Raw genomic sequence first — 17,750 nt, 5'->3', positions numbered from 1 at the left:
ATACAGCGGGAAGGGGCGGGATTGGGGAAAGAAACCCTCCCCGCCCCGCCTCCCACCGGCGTGGGATCCTGGAGAGGACCCCACCGAGCAAGGAGCGGAATGGCAGCCAACCTGGTCAACCTGGAAGCCGTCGACAAGGTGTACGGCACCCGTACCCTCCTCGACGGCATCTCCCTCGGCGTCAACGAGGGCGACCGGATCGGCGTCGTCGGCCGCAACGGCGACGGCAAGACCACCCTCATCCGCATCCTCGCCAAGCTGGAGGAGGCCGACAAGGGCCGCGTGACCCACGCCGGTCACCTGCGCCTCGGCGTGCTCACCCAGCACGACTCCCTGGACCCGGCCGCGACCGTGCGGCACGAGGTCCTCGGCGACATGGCCGACCACGAGTGGGCGGGCAACGCCAAGATCCGCGACGTGCTGACCGGGCTGTTCGGCGGGCTCGACCTGCCGGCCTTCCCGCAGGGCCTGGACACCGTGATCGGCCCGCTCTCGGGTGGCGAGCGCCGCCGGATCGCCCTCGCCAAGCTGCTGATCGCCGAGCAGGACCTCGTCGTCCTCGACGAGCCCACCAACCACCTCGACGTCGAGGGCATCTCCTGGCTGGCCGGCCACCTGCGGGCCCGCCGCTCGGCGCTGGTGTGCGTCACGCACGACCGGTGGTTCCTGGACCAGGTCTGCACCCGCATGTGGGACGTGCAGCGCGGCGCGGTCCACGAGTACGAGGGCGGCTACAGCGACTACGTCTTCGCACGCGCCGAGCGCGAGCGCATCGCCGCCTCCGAGGAGGCCAAGCGGCAGAACCTGGTCCGCAAGGAGCTGGCCTGGCTGCGCCGCGGCGCCCCCGCCCGCACCAGTAAGCCGCGGTTCCGTATCGAGGCCGCCAACGAGCTGATCGCCGACGTGCCGCCGCCGCGCGACAGCGCCGAGCTGATGAAGTTCGCCGGCTCCCGGCTCGGCAAGACCGTCTTCGACCTGGAGAACGTCACCGTCCAGGCCGGTCCCAAGACCCTGATCGAGCACCTGACCTGGCAGTTGGGCCCGGGCGACCGGATCGGCCTCGTCGGCGTCAACGGCGCGGGCAAGACCTCGCTGCTGCGCACGCTCGCCGAGGCGGCCCGCTCGCAGGGCGACAAGCAGCCCGCGGCGGGCAAGGTCGTGGTCGGCAAGACCGTCAAGCTGGCCTACCTCTCGCAGGAGGTCGCCGAACTCGACCCCGCCAAGCGGGTCCTGGAGGCCGTGCAGCAGGTGCGCGACCGGGTGGACCTGGGCAAGGGCCGGGAGATGACGGCGGGGCAGCTGTGCGAGAAGTTCGGCTTCACCAAGGAGAAGCAGTGGACGCCCGTCGGCGACCTCTCCGGCGGTGAGCGGCGCCGGCTCCAGCTCCTGCGGCTGCTGATGGACGAGCCCAACGTCCTCTTCCTGGACGAGCCGACGAACGACCTCGACATCGAGACGCTCACTCAGCTGGAGGACCTGCTCGACGGCTGGCCCGGCTCGATGGTCGTCATCAGCCACGACCGGTACTTCGTCGAGCGCACCACGGACCGGGTGTTCGCGCTGCTCGGCGACCGCTTCCTGCGGATGCTGCCGCGCGGCCTGGACGAGTACCTGGAGCGCCGCCAGAAGGTGATCGAGGCCGCCGCGCCCGTCGCCGCCGCCCCCGCCCCGGCCGCCGTGAAGGCCAAGCCGGCCGCGGACGCCCGCGCGGCGAAGAAGGAACTCCAGAAGATCGAGCGCCGCCTGGACCGCATCAGCGAGCAGGAGGCCAAGCTCCACGAGCGGATCGCCGGGCAGGCCACGGACTTCGAGGCCGTCGCCAAGCTCGACGCCGAGCTGCGGGAACTGGCGGGCGAGCGCGACGAGCTGGAGATGCGCTGGCTCGAACTGGCCGAGGACGCCTGACCGTACGGACCCCCTGGGGGCGTAATGCGGCGCAACAGTCTCGTCACGGGCCGGTCTCAGGTGGTGGATACGTCCTGAGATCGGCCCGTGGGCCGTCGGAACCGGGTGGTAGAAAGAACACTCGCTCGCCTGCCGCACAATGGCGGGATTCATGCGACTGCAAGCCCTGGTCCGCGCGTAAAGAGGAAAGCTGATGTCACAGCCGCCCCAGCCACCCCAGCCACCGCAGGGCCCGCCGGTCCCGCCGGTTCCGCCGGGCGGAGGCTTCGGCGCGCCACAGGACCCTCCGCCCGGCTTCGGCACCCCGCCGCCCGCCCAGCCCCCGCAGCCCCAGGGCACGCCGGGCTTCGGCGCACCGCAGAACCCGACCCCGACGGCCGTGGTGCCGCAGATGCCGCCCCCGCCGGGGGGCGCCCCCGCCACTCCGCCGCCCCCGCCGGGCGCCCCGGCGACCCCGCCGCCCCCCGCGGGCGGTTACGGCTACCCGGCGCAGCCGCCCGCGGCCGACATGCCCACCCAGGCCTTCGGCGCGGCCACCCCGCCGCCCGGCGCCCCCGTCACCCCGCCGCCCCCGCCGGGTGGTTACGGCTACCCGGCGCAGCCCCAGTACCCCGGCGCCCCGGCCCCGGGCGGCTACGGCGCGCCTTCCGCGGGCGCGGGCTTCGGCGGTCAGCCCGGACAGGGCGGTCCGGCCAAGAAGCGCACGGCCGTCGTCATCAGCGCCGCCGTGGCGCTCGTGCTCGCCGTCGGCGGCGGCGTCTGGTTCGCCACCAAGGGCGGCGACGGCAAGAAGGACGAGGCGAAGAACAGCTCCGGCAAGGACGGCAAGGACACCGGCACGCAGGGCGGCGGTGGCGGCGGCAAGGCGCCGAAGACCATCGACGGCAAGATGCTGTTCGGCGTCGAGCAGCCCAAGGTCGACGACCTCGTCTCGGTCAAGGGCATGTGGGCCACCGACAAGGTCTTCGCCAAGGTCGACGTCTACAAGATCGTCGGCTACGGCCTGTCCGGCGGCCAGAAGTGGGAGATCCCGCTCGACGGCGAGATCTGCTGGGCGTCCAAGCAGGTCACGGACGACGGCAGGACTGCCGTGCTGTTCAAGGACGCGAAGCCCGACGCCGACCACAAGTTCGGCGGCAGCTGCACCCAGGTCGCGGTGCTCGACCTGAACAACGGCAAGAAGCTCTGGCAGAAGACCGCCAAGGCCGGTGACTCGGACGTCCGCTTCGACGAGGTCACCGTCGGCGGCGGCACCGTGGCGGCGGGCGGCACCAGCGGCGGCGCCGCATGGTCCCTGGCCGACGGCAAGGAGCTGTGGAAGCCCAAGCCCGGCGACGACTGCCGTGACGACGGCTACGGCGGCGGCTCCAAGCTCGTCGCCGTGCGCCGCTGCGGCGACTACTCGCGCCCCCAGATGCAGGTGCAGACCCTCAACCCGGAGACGGGCGCGGTCAAGTCCGTCTTCAAGGTGCCGCCGGGCCTGAACTACGTCCACATCGCGTCCACCGACCCGCTGGTCATCGCGGTCGACGCGGGTGACTCCAGCGGCAGCGCGGCCTCCGACTTCATGGTGCTGGACGACAGCGCCAAGGAGGGCAAGCTGCGCAGCAAGGTCTCCACGGAGAACGGCAAGTTCACGCCGAAGTGCCCCGCGACCGACGTCGAGGGCTGCATGAAGCTGGCCGTCACCAAGGACACGCTCTACCTGCCCAACGAGGAGCACCAGAGCGGCAACGCCCAGGAGGTCGGCCGGGTCAACGAGATCGTCGCCTTCGACCTGGCCAGCGGCCAGACCAAGGGCAAGACCGACGGCGTCCCCGGCTCCACGCTGGTGCCGCTGGGCACGGACAAGGACGGCTACGCGATCGGCTACCAGGAGCCCACCTACAAGTCGGGCGGCCAGGTGATCCGGATCGATCCGAAGACGTACAAGTCCGATGTGCTGCTGAAGAATCCGGCCGAGACGTCCGAGGCCGAGCGGGCCCTCTCGCCCGAGATCCAGGGCGGTCTGTGGGCGCAGAACCGGCTCTTCCTGGGCGGCAGTTTCGCGAACAAGCCCAGTTCGTTCTCCATGGGCAAGCAGTATCTGGCGCTGATCTTCGGAGGCAGCTGATAATGATCGTTTGAGGTGCGCTCGGCGCCTCATCCCTGCCGTATCCCTGTCCGTCGCGCGTACATGCCTGAACGATCCGTTTCAGTCTCGAAGTACACGTGATTGGCAGGGATTTCGGCATTCCGGGGGACTTCTCACCGGTAAGGGGCGCGGAACGTCGAACAAGCGTGTAGCTTCCCGAGCAAGAGGGTGCCGGGGAGACGTGCGCGGGCGACACCGGGCGGCAGCGGGGCGACAGGGGGGAAGCGCATGGGCGTACGGCTCATGGTGGTCGACGACCATCGTCTGCTGGCCGAGGCGCTCGCCTCGGCGTTGAAGTTGCGGGGCCACCGCGTGCTGGCCGCGGCGGCGCCCAGCGCCGGGGCGGCGGAGCTGGTGATCAGCCGCGCGCCGGAGGTGTGCCTGCTGGGCACGGCCACCCCGGCCGAGCCGGGGGCCTTCGACCCGGTCGTCCGGATCAAGCGGGAGCGCCCGCAGGTCGCCGTCGTGGTGCTGGGCCCGGTGCCCAGCCCGCTGGGCATCGCGGCCGCCTTCGCCGCGGGCGCCTCCGGCTACGTACGGCACAACGAGCGCATCGAGGGCGTCGAGCGCGCCATGATGAAGGCCCGGGCGGGCGAGGCCGCGGTGGACCCGCAGCTGCTCCAGGGCTCCTTCGCCGAGCTGCTCAACCCCGCCGCCCAGCCGGACGACGAGGGCGCCCGGCTGCTCCAGCTGCTGACCCCCCGCGAGGTGGAGGTGCTGGTCCGGGTGGCCGAGGGCGAGGACACCCGGCTGATCGCAGCGGGCATGGGGATAGCGCCCAGCACGGCCCGCACCCACGTCCAGCGCGTCCTGATGAAGCTCGGCGTGGGCTCGCGGCTGGAGGCGGCGGCCCTGGCCGCCCGCACCGGGCTGCTGGAGCGGGCCGCGGGCGCTAGCGTTCCCCGGCAGGCGGCGGGTCCGCAGGCGGGCGGGCCGGGGCGGCCGGGCGCAGGGTGAGCCAGAGGAGGAAGAAGCCGCCGAGGGCGAGCATGCCCAGCCCGGTCCACAGGTTGATGTTGATGCCCTCGGCCTTCCTCAGGTCCTCGTCGTCCGCCGTCAGGCCCGCCACGGTCACGATGACGCCGTAGACGGTGAACAGGCCGCCGATGACCCGGCGTACGTCGAACAGCCGGGCGGCGGTGGCCGGTCGCGGTTCCCCGCCCCCGCCCCCGTCCCCGGACGGGCCGGGCTCGTGCTGGTGCCGGTCGTTCATGAAGGGCTCCTCGAAAGAACGGTCGTCGAAAGCGCAGGTCGCCGACAGAACGGGTCAGAGGGAGAAGGGCACGTAGCAGGCGGCGGCGAGGACCAGCGCGCCCCAGCCCAGCAGCGCCGGCCTGCGGTACCAGGCGTCCTCGCCCTCGTCCGGGGCAGCCCCGGGGGCGGGCAGGGTGCCGTGGACCAGGCCCCGCAGCTCCTCGGCGGGCCTGGGCCGGGTCAGGGGCGTCACCGCGGCCATCACCAGCGCCGAGACGCCGAACGCCACGATCGAGGAGACGAAGTTGGCGCCCTGGTCCGAGGGGATGCCGATGACGTGCTGCTTGTACAGCCAGAAGTAGTTCGCCATCGCCGCGACCGTTCCCGACAGCAGCCCCCAGAAGCCCGCGGCGGGTGTGGTGCGCCGCCAGAACATCCCGATGAGGAAGACGGCGAAGAGCGGCACGTTGAAGAACGAGAACAGCGTCTGGAGGTAGTTCATGATGTTGCCGAAGGACGAGGCGATGAAGGCCGTGCCCATCCCCGCCAGCACCCCGAGCACGGTCACCACCCGCCCGGTGGCCACGGAGGCCGCGCCCTCGTCGCCGCGGCGGGCGTAGCGGGCCCAGATGTCCCAGCTGACCACGGTGTTGAAGGACGAGACGTTGGCAGCCATGCCCGCCATGAAGGCGGCCAGCAGGCCGGTGACGGCGAGGCCCAGCACCCCGTTGGGCAGCAGGTCGCGCATCAGCACCGGGATCGCGTCGTTGTAGCTCAGCCCGCTGCCCGCCTTGCCCAGGGCCGGTTCCATGGCAGCGGCCAGCAGGCCGGGCAGCACCACGACGAGGGGGATGAGGAGCTTGGGGAAGGCCGCGATGAGCGGGGTCCGCCGCGCGGCGCCCAGGCTCCTGGCGGACAGGGCGCGCTGCACCTCCGCGAAGTTGGTGGTCCAGTAGCCGAAGCTCATCACGAAGCCGAGGCCCAGCACGATGGTCAGCCAGTTGGCGCCCAGCGGGTTGGCGTGGCCGATGCCCGTGCCGCCCCAGGCGCTGAGGAAGTCGTCGCCGTGGGCGGCGGTGAGCGAGTCCGACAGGCCGCGCCGGCCGCCGACGTGCTTCAGGCCGACGACCGTCAGCGGGATCAGCGCGGCCAGGATCACGAAGAACTGGAGCACCTCGTTGAAGATCGCCGACGAGAGGCCGCCGAGCGTGATGTAGGCCAGCACGAAGAAGCCCGCGACGACGATCGCCACCCACTGCGGCCAGCCCAGCAGCGCCTGGAGCACGAGCGCCATGGCGTAGAGGTTGACGCCCGCGATCAGCACGGACGACACGGCGAAGATGACCGAGGAGAGCAGGTGCGAGGCCGGTCCGAAGCGGTGCAGCAGGAACTCGGGGACGGACCTGACCTTCGACGAGTAGTAGAAGGGCATCATCACCAGGCCCAGGAAGACCATGGCCGGTATCGCGCCGATCCAGTACCAGTGCACGGTGTACGCGCCGTACTGTGCGCCGTTGGCGGCCATGCCCAGGATCTCGGTGGCGCCCAGGTTCGCGGCGACGAAGGCGAGACCGGTGACCCAGGCGGGCAGGGACCGCCCGGAGAGGAAGAAGTCCAGACCGGTGCGGACGGACCGGCGGGCCGCGAGGCCGATGCCCAGGACCACCGCGAAGTAGATCGCCAGGATCGTGTAGTCGAGTGCGTTGACGGGGAGCCGGAGTCCCTCGGCCAGACAGCGCATGGGTCACCTCATTCCTTGGTCGGAACTGCAGGCAACGTACGCGTTGTTGATTGGAATCTGAACGCTTTTGTTGAAGCTCTTTGTTCGAGTGCGGTGTTGGCGGGTATGAGTGCCCGTGATGCGTTGTGTTCGGTTGTGTGTGACGGTGTGCGAGGAGGGCCAAGTGAAGAAGACGGCCACCCGGCTCGCGGACGGCCGTGAGCTGCTCTACTACGACACGCGCGACGACGCCGTGCGCGACACCGCCGACCGGCGGCCGCTGCCCCCGCGCGGCAGCGTGAGCGAGATCCGCCGCGATCCCCTCCTCGGCGACAGCGTCGCCGTCGCCTCCCACCGCCAGTCCCGCATCCACCACCCGCCCCCCGACGAGTGCCCCCTGTGCCCCTCCCGCGACGGCCGGCTCACCGAAATCCCCGCCGCCGACTACGAAGTGGCCGTCTTCGAGAACCGCTTCCCCGCCCTCGCCGACGACACCGGCCGCTGCGAGGTCGTCTGCTTCACCGCCGACCACCACGCCTCCTTCGCCGACCTCGACGACGAGCGCGCCGCACTCGTCCTCGCCGCCTGGACCGACCGCACCGCCGAGCTGGCCGCGCTGCCCGCCGTCGAGCAGGTCTTCTGCTTCGAGAACCGCGGCCACGAGATCGGCGTCACCCTCGGCCACCCCCACGGCCAGATCTACGCCTACCCCTTCGTCACCCCGCGCACCGGGCGGATGCTCGACTCGGCCGCCGCCCACCAGCGGCGGACCGGCGGCCGCAACCTCTTCGACGACACCGTGGCCGCCGAGCGCACCGACGGCCGCCGCATCGTCCTCGAGGGCGAGCACTGGCTCGCCTTCGTGCCCTACGCCGCGCACTGGCCGTACGAGGTCCACCTCTACCCGCGCCGCCGGGTGCCCGACCTGCTCGCGCTCGACGACCCGGCACGCACAGAGTTCCCACAGGTCTACCTGGAACTCTTGCGTCGCTTCGATCGGATCTTCGGCCCCGGCATGCCCCCGACCCCCTACGTCTCCGCCTGGCACCAGGCGCCCTTCCGCCACCCCCACAGGAGTGAATTCGCCCTCCACCTCGAGCTCTTCACCATCCGCCGTACTCCCGGCAAGCTGAAGTTCCTCGCGGGTTCGGAGTCCGGCATGAACGTGTTCATCAACGATGTGCCGCCCGAGGCGGCGGCCGAGCGACTGCGAGAGGCAGCGAGCACATGAACGGCAAGAACTGCCTGGTCACGGGCGGTGCGGGATACGTCGGCAGCGTCGTCGCGGCCCACCTGCTGGCCGCCGGGCACACGGTGACCGTCCTTGACGACCTCTCCACCGGCCACCGCGACGGCGTGCCCGAGGGCGCCCGCTTCATCGAGGGGCGCGTCCAGGACGCCGCCCGGTGGCTCGACGGCTCGTACGACGCCGTCCTCCACTTCGCCGCCTTCTCACAGGTCGGGCAGTCGGTCGCCGACCCCGAGGCGTACTGGCGGAACAACGTCGGCGGCACGCTCGAGCTGCTCGCCGCCATGCGCGGCGCGGGCGTCCGCACGCTCGTCTTCTCCTCCACCGCCGCCACCTACGGCGAGCCCGCCACCGTCCCCGTCACCGAGGACGCCCCCACCGAGCCCACCAACCCCTACGGCGCCACCAAGCTCGCCGTCGACCACATGATCGCCGGTGAGTGCGCGGCCCACGGCCTGGCCGCCGTCTCCCTGCGCTACTTCAACGTCGCGGGCGCGTACGGGCGTTACGGCGAGCGGCACGCCCCCGAGTCGCACCTCATCCCGCTCGTGCTCCAGGTCGCCCTCGGCGAGCGCGAGGCGATCTCCGTGTACGGCGAGGACTACCCGACCCCGGACGGCACCTGCGTCCGCGACTACATCCACGTCGCCGACCTCGCCGAGGCCCATCTGCTGGCCCTCGGCGCCGCGCGGCCCGGCGAGCACCTGATCTGCAACCTCGGCAACGGCAACGGCTTCTCCGTCCGGGAGGTCGTCGAGACCGTCCGCAAGGTGACCGGCCACTCCGTTCCGGAGGCCGCCGCCCCGCGCCGGGCCGGCGACCCGGCCGTGCTGGTCGCCTCCGCCGAGCGGGCGAGGAAGCTGCTCGGCTGGCAGCCGCGCCGTCCCGACCTGGCCGGAATCGTCGAGGACGCCTGGGAGTTCGCCCGCCGGGGCGAGGCCCGTCGTTGAGCGCCGAGCGGGCCGCCGCGGCGTTCCGGGCCGTCTACGGCCTTGACTGCGAGGGGGTCTGGGCGGCGCCCGGCCGGGTCAATCTGATCGGCGAGTACACCGACTTCAACGACGGCCTCGTGATGCCGCTCGCGCTGCCCCGCCTGACCTGGGTGGCGGCCCGGGCCCGCTCCGACGGGCGGCTGCGCCTGCACTCGGCGGCGGAGCCGGGCGGCGTCGTCGAGCCGGCCCCGGCGGGCGGTGCGGTGCGCGGTTGGGCGGCCTATCCGGCGGGTGTGCACCGGGCGCTGCGCGAGGCGGGGCATGCGGTGGCCGGGGCGGACGTGCACGTGGAGAGCGAGGTGCCGGTGGGGGCGGGGCTCTCGTCCTCCGCCGCGCTGGAGGTCGCCACCGCCCTCGCCCTGGACGGGCTGTACGGGCTCGGGCTCGACCGGCCGGAGCTGGCCCGGCTGGCGCAGCGCGCCGAGAACGCGTTCGTCGGCGTGCCGTGCGGGATCATGGACCAGACCGCGGCCGCGTGCTGTGTGGCGGGGCACGCGCTGTATCTGGACACGCGCGATCTCACCCGGCGGCAGATCCCCTTCGACCCGGCGGCGTCGGGCCTTCGGCTGTTGGTCGTCGACACGCGGGTCAAACATGCGCTGGGGGAAGGCGAGTATGCGCGGCGGCGCGCGGGCTGCGAGGCGGCGGCGCGGGCGCTGGGGGTGCGCGCCCTGCGGGATGTGGAGGCGGGGCAACTGGACGCTGCGCTGGCCGACTTGAGGGGTGCTGCGGAGCCCCTGCGTCCGCTGGTGCGGCATGTGGTCACCGAGAACCGTCGGGTGGTGCGGGTGGCGGAGCTGCTGCTGGTGGGTGAGGTGCGGGCCGTGGGGCCGCTGCTTACCGTGGGGCACGTGTCGCTGCGGGACGACTTCGGCGTCTCCTGCCCGGAGCTGGACCTGGTGGTCGAGTCGGCGCTGGGGGCGGGGGCGCTGGGTGCGCGGATGACGGGGGGTGGCTTCGGGGGGTCGGCGGTGGTGCTGGTGGAGGAGGGGCACGCGGCCGGGGTGGGGGATGCGGTGACGGGGGCGTTCGCGGCTGCGGGGTACCGGGTGCCGGGGGTGTTCGAGGCGGTGGCGGCTGCGGGTGGTGGGCGGGTGGACTTTTCCCCGATCCCGGTCGTTCACCGCCTCAATACTGAACAGAAAGCTCACCATAAACACCCGGGTCAGGCAGTTTTGCCATTCGCCCTCCGGCGCCGGACCCCGCCCGTACTCTGATGCACAGCGCCGGTGGGGGCCGACGCTGATCAGGGGGCGAGACAGGCAGGTACGACGCCCGGGGTGGGGTGGTTGTCAGGGCACGGCGGCGGCCGTGCGCGTGTGGCGGCCCCAGGTCCGGGCGCCGTACCCGCACTGACCTCGCCTGCCGGGAACATGGGGGTGGTTGTGGCACGTATTCGGGTATTGGTGGTCGACGACCACCGCATCTTCGCCGAGTCGCTCGCCGCCGCCCTCGCGGCCGAGCAGGACGTGGACGTCTCGGCAGCCGGCAGCGGGCCGGCGGCGCTGCGCGCGCTGGAGCGCGCGGCGGGGGAGGGGCGGCGCTTCGACGTCCTGCTGATCGACGCCGACCTCGGCGCCGCGGCCGGGGCCGGCGGGGCGGACGGACAGCTGCCGGGGCAGCTCAGGGGGCCGGGCCAGGACGGCCCGGGCCCGGGCGAGGGCACGGTGGACGGCATCTCGCTGGTCTCCCGGGTCCGCGCGGGCCACCCCGGCGTGCGGACGGTGGTGCTGGCCGAGCGCGACGAGCCGCGGCGGGCCGCGGCCGCGCTCCAGGCGGGCGCGGGCGGCTGGGTCGCCAAGGACTGTTCGCTCTCCCGCCTGCTGGCGGTGATACGCGGCGTGCTGCGGGACGAGACCCACCTGCCGCCCGCCCTGCTGACGGGCGTTCTGCGGGAGCTGACGGCCGCGCGCAAGCACCGCACCGAGAGCGAGCGGCTGGTGGAGTCGCTGACTCCGCGCGAGCGCGAGGTGCTGCGCTGCATGGTGGCCGGGCTGGGCCGCAAGGCCGTCGCCGAGCGGCTCTACCTCTCCCCGCACACGGTCCGCACGCACATGCAGAACGTGCTGGGCAAGCTGGGCGTGCACTCCACGCTGGCCGCCGTGGCGCTGGCCCGGCGGGCCGGGGTGGGGCCGGTGGACCTAACCGGGGACGTTGTCGAACGGGGCGGTCAACTGGCGTAGCAGCCGGGCCAGTTCGGCCCGCTGGGCCGGGGAGAGCTCGGCGAGGATCGCGCGCTCCTGCGCGAGCAGCCCGGCGAGTGCCTGGTCGGCCCGGTCCCGGCCCTCGGCCGTGAGGCGGACGAGCACGCCGCGCCGGTCGTTGGGGTCGGGCTCGCGCTCGACCAGGTCCTTCTTGGCGAGCCGGTCGATGCGGTTGGTCATGGTGCCCGAGGTGACCAGGGTCTGGGTGAGCAGCTGCCCGGGGGAGAGCTGGTAGGGGGCCCCGGCGCGGCGCAGCGCGGTGAGGACGTCGAACTCCCAGGGCTCCAGCCCGTGCTCGGCGAAGGCGATCCGCCGGGCCCGGTCCAGGTGGCGGGCGAGCCTGGAGACGCGACTGAGCACTTCGAGTGGTTCCACGTCGAGGTCGGGGCGCTCTCGGCGCCACGCCGCGACCAGCCGATCGACCTCGTCCTCCATGGGATCAGTGTAGTTGGTCTGTCGACATGAAGTCTCTTGACGTCAAGATACTTCGGCGGGGATGCTGGAGGTGCGCCCCGACGCAGGGAGACACCGCCATGCAGCACGCACCCGACTGGGACCCCCAGCAGTACCTCCGTCACTCCGGCCACCGGACCCGCCCCTTCGAGGACCTGCTCGCCCGCATTCCCCGGCTGCCGGGCCGGGGCCGCCGCCCCGCCCGCATCGCCGACCTCGGCTGCGGCGCGGGCAATGTCACCGCCCTGCTCGCCGAGCGCTGGCGGGACGCCCGCATCACCGGCTACGACAACTCCGCCCCGATGCTCGCCGAGGCCGACGCCTACGCCGGGCGGACCCTCGGCGGCGGGCGCATCGACTTCGCCCGCGCCGACCTGACGGACTGGGCCCCGGACCCCGCCGAGCCCTTCGACCTGATCGTCTCCAACGCCGCCCTCCAGTGGGTGCCGGGCCACGCCGAGGCCTTCCCGGCCTGGCTGGCCGGCCTGGCCGCCGGAGGCACGTTTGCCTTCCAGGTTCCGGGGAACGGCGACGCCCCCAGCCATGCGCTGCTGCGGGAGCTGTGCGCGTCGGCGCGCTGGCGCGACCGCCTCGGCGAGGCGGGGCGGCGCCGCGTCGAGATCCTCGAACCCGCGGAGTACCTGGCGCGGCTCACGGCGCTCGGGTGCGAGGTCGACGCGTGGGAGACGACCTACGCCCATCTGCTGCCCGGCGAGGACCCCGTCCTCGACTGGGTCAAGGGCACGGGCCTGCGGTCGGCGCTGACCGGCCTCGCGGGCGATGCGGCGGCCACGGAGGCGTTCCTCGCCGAGTACGGGGCGCTGCTGCGCGAGGCGTATCCGGCGGGGCCGGACGGCACGGTCTTTCCGTTCCGGCGGGTCTTCGTGGTGGCCCGCAAGCGGGGGTGACGGCCGGTTCGGCACCGCCGGGCCGGGCGGTGGGGGTTGCGCGCCGTCGCGGCGGGTTTTCCTTCCCCAGTCCCGCCCCTTCCCGAAACCGGGGCTCTGCCCCGGACCTCGGGGGGGCTGGGGGCTTCGCCCCCAGTTTCGGGAAGGGGCGGGACTGGGGAACAACTTCCGCCGCAACGGCGATCAGCCACGATGGTGGCATTCGGCGGTGCCGGACCGGCGGTCACCCCCGAACGGCCTGCACCCCCGCGCCCTCAGGAGCGCCGGTGGCCCACCAGGCGGGGCTTGGGCTCCAGGCCGTCCAGCCCGTGCCAGGCCAGGTTCACCAGGTGCGCCGCCACCTCCGCCTTCTTCGGCTTGCGGACGTCCAGCCACCACTGGCCGGTCAGGGCGACCATTCCGACGAGGGCCTGGGCGTAGAGCGGGGCGAGCTTCGGGTCGAAGCCGCGGGCCTTGAACTCCAGGCCCAGGATGTCCTCGACCTGGGTCGCGATGTCGCTGATCAGCGAGGCGAAGGTACCCGTCGACTGGGCGACGGGCGAGTCGCGGACGAGGATGCGGAAGCCGTCCGTATACGTCTCGATGTAGTCGAGGAGTGCGAACGCCGCCTGTTCGAGGAGTTCGCGCGGATGGCCCGCGGTGAGGGCGCCGGTCACCATGTTCAGCAGCTGCCGCATCTCGCGGTCCACGACCACCGCGTACAGCCCCTCCTTGCCGCCGAAGTGCTCGTACACCACCGGCTTGGAGACCCCGGCCTTGGCCGCGATCTCCTCCACCGACGTGCCCTCGAACCCCCGCTCGGCGAAGAGTGTGCGACCGATGTCCAGCAGCTGCTCACGGCGCTCCGCGCCGGTCATCCTTACCCGGCGCGGCCGGGAGCGCCGGGCCCCGGAGGGCCCGGGCAGGTCTTTCTTGCCAGGGGTATTGCTGTCGATCGCCACGCCCTCAATCATGCCGCCTGCGCGGCACCCTCCTCGTCCCGGGACTTCCCGGCGGGCTTCCGCCGGGACTCGATACGGCTCTCGTTCGGCCAGCGCACGTCGTACGCCCAGCCCGCCTTCTCGAACCAGCGGATGAGGCGGGCGCTGGAGTCCAGCTGGCCCTTCAGCACGCCGTGCCGCGCCGACGTCGGGTCGGCGTGGTGCAGGTTGTGCCAGGACTCGCCGCACGACAGTACGGCCAGCCACCACACGTTGCCCGAGCGGTCCCGCGACTTGAACGGGCGCTTGCCCACGGCGTGGCAGATCGAGTTGATCGACCACGTCACATGGTGCAGCAGCGCCACCCGGACCAGGGAACCCCAGAAGAACGCCGACAGCGCGCCCTGCCACGACCACGTCACCAGGCCGCCGACGAACGGGGGGATCAGCAGCGAGACCGTCGTCCACAGCACGAACTGCCGGGAGACCGCGCGAATGGCCGGGTCCTTGATCAGGTCCGGGGCGTACTTCTCCTGAGGTGTCTGCTCCTCGTCGAACATCCAGCCGATGTGGGCCCACCACAGCCCCTTCATCAGCGCCGGCACGGTCTCGCCGTACCGCCAGGGGGAGTGCGGGTCGCCCTCGGCGTCCGAGAACTTGTGGTGCTTGCGGTGGTCCGCCACCCAGCGCACCACCGGCCCCTCCACCGCCAGCGAACCCATGACCGCCAGCACGATCCGCAGCGGCCGCTTGGCCTTGAACGAGCCGTGCGTGAAGTAGCGGTGGAAGCCGATCGTGATGCCGTGGCAGCCGATGTAGTACATCGCCACCATCAGCCCCAGATCCAGCCAGCTCACCCCCCAGCCCCAGGCCAGCGGGACGGCGGCGAGCAGCGCGACGAACGGGACGACGATGAACAGCATCAGGGTGATCTGCTCGACCGACCTGCGCTGCTCACCGCCCAGCGTGGCGGAGGGGAGTGGGGTCTCCTGGGCCTTCGGCGCATCTTCGAGCACGTCGGGGCTTGCAGTCATGGGTTCCCTCATGGGGTTCGGAGCATGGTCACGGTTCCTACGGTTCCGTAACCTACGGCCTCGTAAGTATGGCAGGGCCCGAGCAGTGGGCAAGAGGGCTGCGGACGGCCGCGCGTCGGGCGGACACCTATGCTGGGGGCGTCGGACAGCGCGGTCCGCCCCCCTCCAGACGTGCTCGGAAACTCTGCAAGGAGCTGCACCTGTGAGCAGTGCCGACAAGACCAACGCCGCCCTGCGCGCCGACATCCGCCGCCTCGGTGACCTCCTGGGCGAAACCCTGGTCCGCCAGGAGGGTGACGAGCTCCTCGACCTCGTCGAGCGCGTGCGGGCCCTGACCCGCACCGACGGCGACGCCGCCGCCGAGCTGCTGAGTGCCACCGACCCGGAGACCGCGGCCAAGCTCGTCCGGGCCTTCTCCACCTACTTCCACCTGGCCAACGTCACCGAGCAGGTGCACCGCGGCCGGGAGCTGCGCGCCAAGCGCGACGCCGAGGGCTCGATCCTCGCCCGCACCGCCGACCAGCTGAAGGACGCCGACCCCGAGCACCTGCGGCAGACCGTCGAGAACCTCGGGGTGCGCCCCGTCTTCACGGCCCACCCGACCGAGGCCGCCCGGCGCAGCGTCCTCAACAAGCTCCGCCGCGTCGCCGAACTCCTCGACGCACCGGACACCGGCAGCGGCGACAAGCGCCGCACCGACCTGCGCCTCGCCGAGAACATCGACCTGCTCTGGCAGACCGACGAGCTGCGCGTCGCCCGCCCCGAGCCCACCGACGAGGCCCGCAACGCCATCTACTACCTCGACGAGCTGCACGTCGGCGCCGTCGGCGACGTCCTGGAGGACCTGGCCGCGGAGCTGGACCGCGTCGGCGTCGAGCTGCCCGCGGCCACCCGCCCGCTGACCTTCGGCACCTGGATCGGCGGCGACCGCGACGGCAACCCCAACGTCACCCCGCAGGTCACCTGGGACGTGCTGATACTGCAGCACGAGCACGGCATCACCGACGCCCTCGAACTCGTCGACGAGCTGCGCGGCGCCCTCTCCAACTCCATCCGCAACAGCGGCGCCACCGAGGAGCTGCTCACCTCCCTCCAGCGCGACCTCGAACTGCTGCCCGAGATCAGCCCGCGCTACAAGCGGCTCAACGCCGAGGAGCCCTACCGGCTCAAGGCCACCTGCATCCGCCAGAAGCTCGTCAACACCCGCGAGCGGCTCGCCCGCGACACCCCCCACCAGGAGGGCCGCGACTACCTGGGCACCGGCGAACTCCTCGCCGACCTCCAGCTCATCCAGGACTCGCTGCGCGCCCACCGCGGCCGGCTCATCGCCGACGGCCGCCTGGAGCGCGCCCTGCGCACCCTCGCCGCCTTCGGCCTCCACCTCGCCACCATGGACGTCCGCGAGCACGCCGACGCCCACCACCACGCCCTCGGCCAGCTCTTCGACCGGCTGGGCGAGGAGTCCTGGCGCTACGCCGACATGCCCCGCGACTACCGCCGCCGGCTGCTCGCCAAGGAACTGCGCTCCCGCCGTCCCCTGGCCCCCAGCCCGGCGCCCCTGGACGCGGCCGGCGCCAAGACCCTCGGCGTCTTCCACACCGTCCGCGAGGCCCTGGAGAAGTTCGGGCCCGAGGTCGTCGAGTCCTACATCATCTCCATGTGCCAGGGCGCCGACGACGTCCTCGCCGCCGCCGTGCTCGCTCGCGAGGCCGGCCTCGTCGACCTCCACGCCGGCTGGGCCAGGATCGGCATCGTGCCGCTGCTGGAGACCACAGACGAGCTGAAGGAGGCCGACCGCCTCCTCGACGAGATGCTCGCCGACCCCTCCTACCGGCGCCTCGTCGCCCTCCGCGGCGACGTCCAGGAGGTCATGCTCGGCTACTCCGACTCGTCCAAGTTCGGCGGCATCACCACCTCCCAGTGGGAGATCCACCGCGCCCAGCGGCGCCTGCGCGACGTCGCCCACCGCTACGGCGTGCGGCTGCGGCTCTTCCACGGCCGCGGCGGCACCGTCGGCCGCGGCGGCGGCCCCACCCACGACGCGATCCTCGCCCAGCCCTGGGGCACCCTGGAGGGCGAGATCAAGGTCACCGAGCAGGGCGAGGTCATCTCCGACAAGTACCTCATCCCGGCCCTCGCCCGGGAGAACCTCGAACTGACCGTCGCCGCCACCCTCCAGGCGTCCGCCCTGCACACGGCGCCCCGCCAGTCCGACGAGGCCCTCGCCCGCTGGGACGCCGCCATGGACACCGTCTCGGACGCCGCGCACGGCGCCTACCGCAGGCTGGTGGAGGACCCGGACCTCCCGGCGTACTTCTTCGCCTCCACCCCCGTCGACCAGCTCGCCGAACTCCACCTCGGCTCGCGCCCCTCGCGCCGCCCCGACTCCGGTGCCGGGCTCGACGGACTGCGCGCCATCCCCTGGGTGTTCGGCTGGACCCAGTCCCGGCAGATCGTGCCCGGCTGGTTCGGCGTCGGCTCCGGCCTCAAGGCCGCGCGCGAGGCCGGGCTCGACACCGTCCTGGACGAGATGCACGAGCACTGGCACTTCTTCCAGAACTTCCTCTCCAACGTCGAGATGACGCTGGCCAAGACCGATCTGCGCATCGCCGCGCACTATGTGGACACGCTCGTGCCGGATGAGCTGAAGCACGTCTTCGACGTCATCCGGGAGGAGCACGCGCTGACCGTGCGGGAGGTGCTGCGGATCACGGGGGAGGACGAGCTGCTGGCGGCGAGCCCGGTGCTGCAGCAGACGTTCCGCGTGCGGGACGCGTATCTGGACCCGATCTCGTATCTGCAGGTGACGCTGCTGGACCGGCAGCGGCGCGCGGCGGAGCGGGGCGAGGCCCCGGACCCGTTGCTGGGGCGGGCGCTGCTGCTGACGGTCAACGGCGTTGCCGCGGGGCTGCGCAACACGGGCTGAGGCGGTGAGTTTCTTTCCCCCACCCCGCCCCTTCCCGAAACTGGGGGGCTTCGCCCCCCAGACCCCCGGTTCGGGGTACGAATCCAGCCCCTCTGGGGGCACCTCCCAGCG

The 17,750-nt window shown here is 72.4% G+C and carries 14 protein-coding genes; 9 read left to right on the top strand and 5 right to left on the bottom strand.

Features of this window, described 5'->3' with window-relative positions; translation table 11 throughout:
• Positions 1–99: 99 nt before the first annotated feature.
• From AC1Z4A_RS12375 to AC1Z4A_RS12365, 3 genes are all read left to right on the top strand, one after another.
• Complete coding sequence (locus tag AC1Z4A_RS12375) at positions 100–1,905, top strand: ABC-F family ATP-binding cassette domain-containing protein (RefSeq protein WP_483678217.1); 1,806 nt, start codon at positions 100–102, stop codon at positions 1,903–1,905.
• 193 nt (positions 1,906–2,098) lie between these two features.
• A complete protein-coding gene (locus AC1Z4A_RS12370) occupies positions 2,099–4,018 on the top strand; it encodes a hypothetical protein (RefSeq protein ID WP_483678215.1) in 1,920 nt (639 codons plus the stop codon).
• Between the two features lie 249 nt (positions 4,019–4,267).
• Entirely contained in the window at positions 4,268–4,996 is a 729-nt protein-coding gene (locus AC1Z4A_RS12365; protein WP_483678214.1) for a response regulator transcription factor, read from the top strand.
• Here the strand turns inward: AC1Z4A_RS12365 and AC1Z4A_RS12360 are convergent.
• Both AC1Z4A_RS12360 and AC1Z4A_RS12355 read right to left on the bottom strand, forming a co-directional pair.
• On the bottom strand, positions 4,932–5,252 hold the full coding sequence (locus AC1Z4A_RS12360) for a hypothetical protein (protein WP_483678212.1): 321 nt from the start codon (positions 5,250–5,252) through the stop codon (positions 4,932–4,934). The genes AC1Z4A_RS12365 and AC1Z4A_RS12360 overlap by 65 nt on opposite strands.
• Positions 5,253–5,306: 54 nt before the next feature.
• A complete protein-coding gene (locus tag AC1Z4A_RS12355; protein ID WP_483678211.1) occupies positions 5,307–6,974 on the bottom strand; it encodes a sodium:solute symporter family protein in 1,668 nt (555 codons plus the stop codon).
• Positions 6,975–7,137: 163 nt separating this feature from the next.
• Between AC1Z4A_RS12355 and galT the strand changes: the two genes are divergently transcribed.
• The 4 genes from galT to AC1Z4A_RS12335 all read left to right on the top strand — a co-directional run bounded on the left by galT (position 7,138) and on the right by AC1Z4A_RS12335 (position 11,377).
• Positions 7,138–8,184 (top strand): galactose-1-phosphate uridylyltransferase, encoded by a 1,047-nt coding sequence (galT, locus tag AC1Z4A_RS12350; protein WP_483678210.1) that lies wholly within the window; start codon positions 7,138–7,140, stop codon positions 8,182–8,184.
• On the top strand, positions 8,181–9,152 hold the full coding sequence (galE, locus tag AC1Z4A_RS12345) for a UDP-glucose 4-epimerase GalE (RefSeq protein ID WP_483678209.1): 972 nt from the start codon (positions 8,181–8,183) through the stop codon (positions 9,150–9,152). The genes galT and galE overlap by 4 nt, the downstream gene beginning before the upstream one ends.
• Positions 9,149–10,411, top strand: a complete 1,263-nt coding sequence (gene galK / locus AC1Z4A_RS12340) for a galactokinase (RefSeq protein ID WP_483678208.1) — start codon at positions 9,149–9,151, stop codon at positions 10,409–10,411. The genes galE and galK overlap by 4 nt, the downstream gene beginning before the upstream one ends.
• A gap of 168 nt (positions 10,412–10,579) precedes the next feature.
• A complete protein-coding gene (locus tag AC1Z4A_RS12335; protein ID WP_483678207.1) occupies positions 10,580–11,377 on the top strand; it encodes a response regulator transcription factor in 798 nt (265 codons plus the stop codon).
• Here the strand turns inward: AC1Z4A_RS12335 and AC1Z4A_RS12330 are convergent.
• Positions 11,336–11,833, bottom strand: a complete 498-nt coding sequence (locus AC1Z4A_RS12330; RefSeq protein WP_483678205.1) for a MarR family winged helix-turn-helix transcriptional regulator — start codon at positions 11,831–11,833, stop codon at positions 11,336–11,338. The genes AC1Z4A_RS12335 and AC1Z4A_RS12330 overlap by 42 nt on opposite strands.
• A 98-nt stretch (positions 11,834–11,931) precedes the next feature.
• Here AC1Z4A_RS12330 and AC1Z4A_RS12325 point away from each other — a divergent pair, with 98 nt between their 5' ends.
• Entirely contained in the window at positions 11,932–12,759 is an 828-nt protein-coding gene (locus AC1Z4A_RS12325) for a trans-aconitate 2-methyltransferase (protein WP_483678203.1), read from the top strand.
• Positions 12,760–13,013: 254 nt separating this feature from the next.
• On the opposite strand, the gene AC1Z4A_RS12320 is transcribed toward AC1Z4A_RS12325, so the two are convergent.
• Positions 13,014–13,712 (bottom strand): TetR/AcrR family transcriptional regulator, encoded by a 699-nt coding sequence (locus AC1Z4A_RS12320; RefSeq protein WP_483678202.1) that lies wholly within the window; start codon positions 13,710–13,712, stop codon positions 13,014–13,016.
• A complete protein-coding gene (locus AC1Z4A_RS12315; RefSeq protein WP_483678201.1) occupies positions 13,709–14,713 on the bottom strand; it encodes an acyl-CoA desaturase in 1,005 nt (334 codons plus the stop codon). The genes AC1Z4A_RS12320 and AC1Z4A_RS12315 overlap by 4 nt, the downstream gene beginning before the upstream one ends.
• 202 nt (positions 14,714–14,915) lie before the next feature.
• Here AC1Z4A_RS12315 and ppc point away from each other — a divergent pair, with 202 nt between their 5' ends.
• Positions 14,916–17,639 (top strand): phosphoenolpyruvate carboxylase, encoded by a 2,724-nt coding sequence (gene ppc, locus AC1Z4A_RS12310; protein WP_483678200.1) that lies wholly within the window; start codon positions 14,916–14,918, stop codon positions 17,637–17,639.
• The last annotated feature ends 111 nt before the right edge of the window (positions 17,640–17,750 follow it).

Source organism: Streptomyces sp. 17_S59 (genome assembly GCF_056930295.1).
Note: the sequence above shows the minus strand (reverse complement) of the source record. Positions and strands in the feature narration are given on the sequence as shown.

What these genes read in the sequence shown, in the direction of transcription:
- AC1Z4A_RS12375 (WP_483678217.1), top strand. Translation starts at nt 100, where the DNA reads ATGGCAGCCAACCTGGTCAACCTGGAAGCCGTCGACAAGGTGTACGGC.
- AC1Z4A_RS12370 (WP_483678215.1), top strand. Translation starts at nt 2,099, where the DNA reads ATGTCACAGCCGCCCCAGCCACCCCAGCCACCGCAGGGCCCGCCGGTC.
- AC1Z4A_RS12365 (WP_483678214.1), top strand. Translation starts at nt 4,268, where the DNA reads ATGGGCGTACGGCTCATGGTGGTCGACGACCATCGTCTGCTGGCCGAG.
- AC1Z4A_RS12360 (WP_483678212.1), bottom strand. Translation starts at nt 5,252, where the DNA reads ATGAACGACCGGCACCAGCACGAGCCCGGCCCGTCCGGGGACGGGGGC.
- AC1Z4A_RS12355 (WP_483678211.1), bottom strand. Translation starts at nt 6,974, where the DNA reads ATGCGCTGTCTGGCCGAGGGACTCCGGCTCCCCGTCAACGCACTCGAC.
- galE (WP_483678209.1), top strand. Translation starts at nt 8,181, where the DNA reads ATGAACGGCAAGAACTGCCTGGTCACGGGCGGTGCGGGATACGTCGGC.
- AC1Z4A_RS12330 (WP_483678205.1), bottom strand. Translation starts at nt 11,833, where the DNA reads ATGGAGGACGAGGTCGATCGGCTGGTCGCGGCGTGGCGCCGAGAGCGC.
- AC1Z4A_RS12325 (WP_483678203.1), top strand. Translation starts at nt 11,932, where the DNA reads ATGCAGCACGCACCCGACTGGGACCCCCAGCAGTACCTCCGTCACTCC.
- AC1Z4A_RS12320 (WP_483678202.1), bottom strand. Translation starts at nt 13,712, where the DNA reads ATGATTGAGGGCGTGGCGATCGACAGCAATACCCCTGGCAAGAAAGAC.
- AC1Z4A_RS12315 (WP_483678201.1), bottom strand. Translation starts at nt 14,713, where the DNA reads ATGACTGCAAGCCCCGACGTGCTCGAAGATGCGCCGAAGGCCCAGGAG.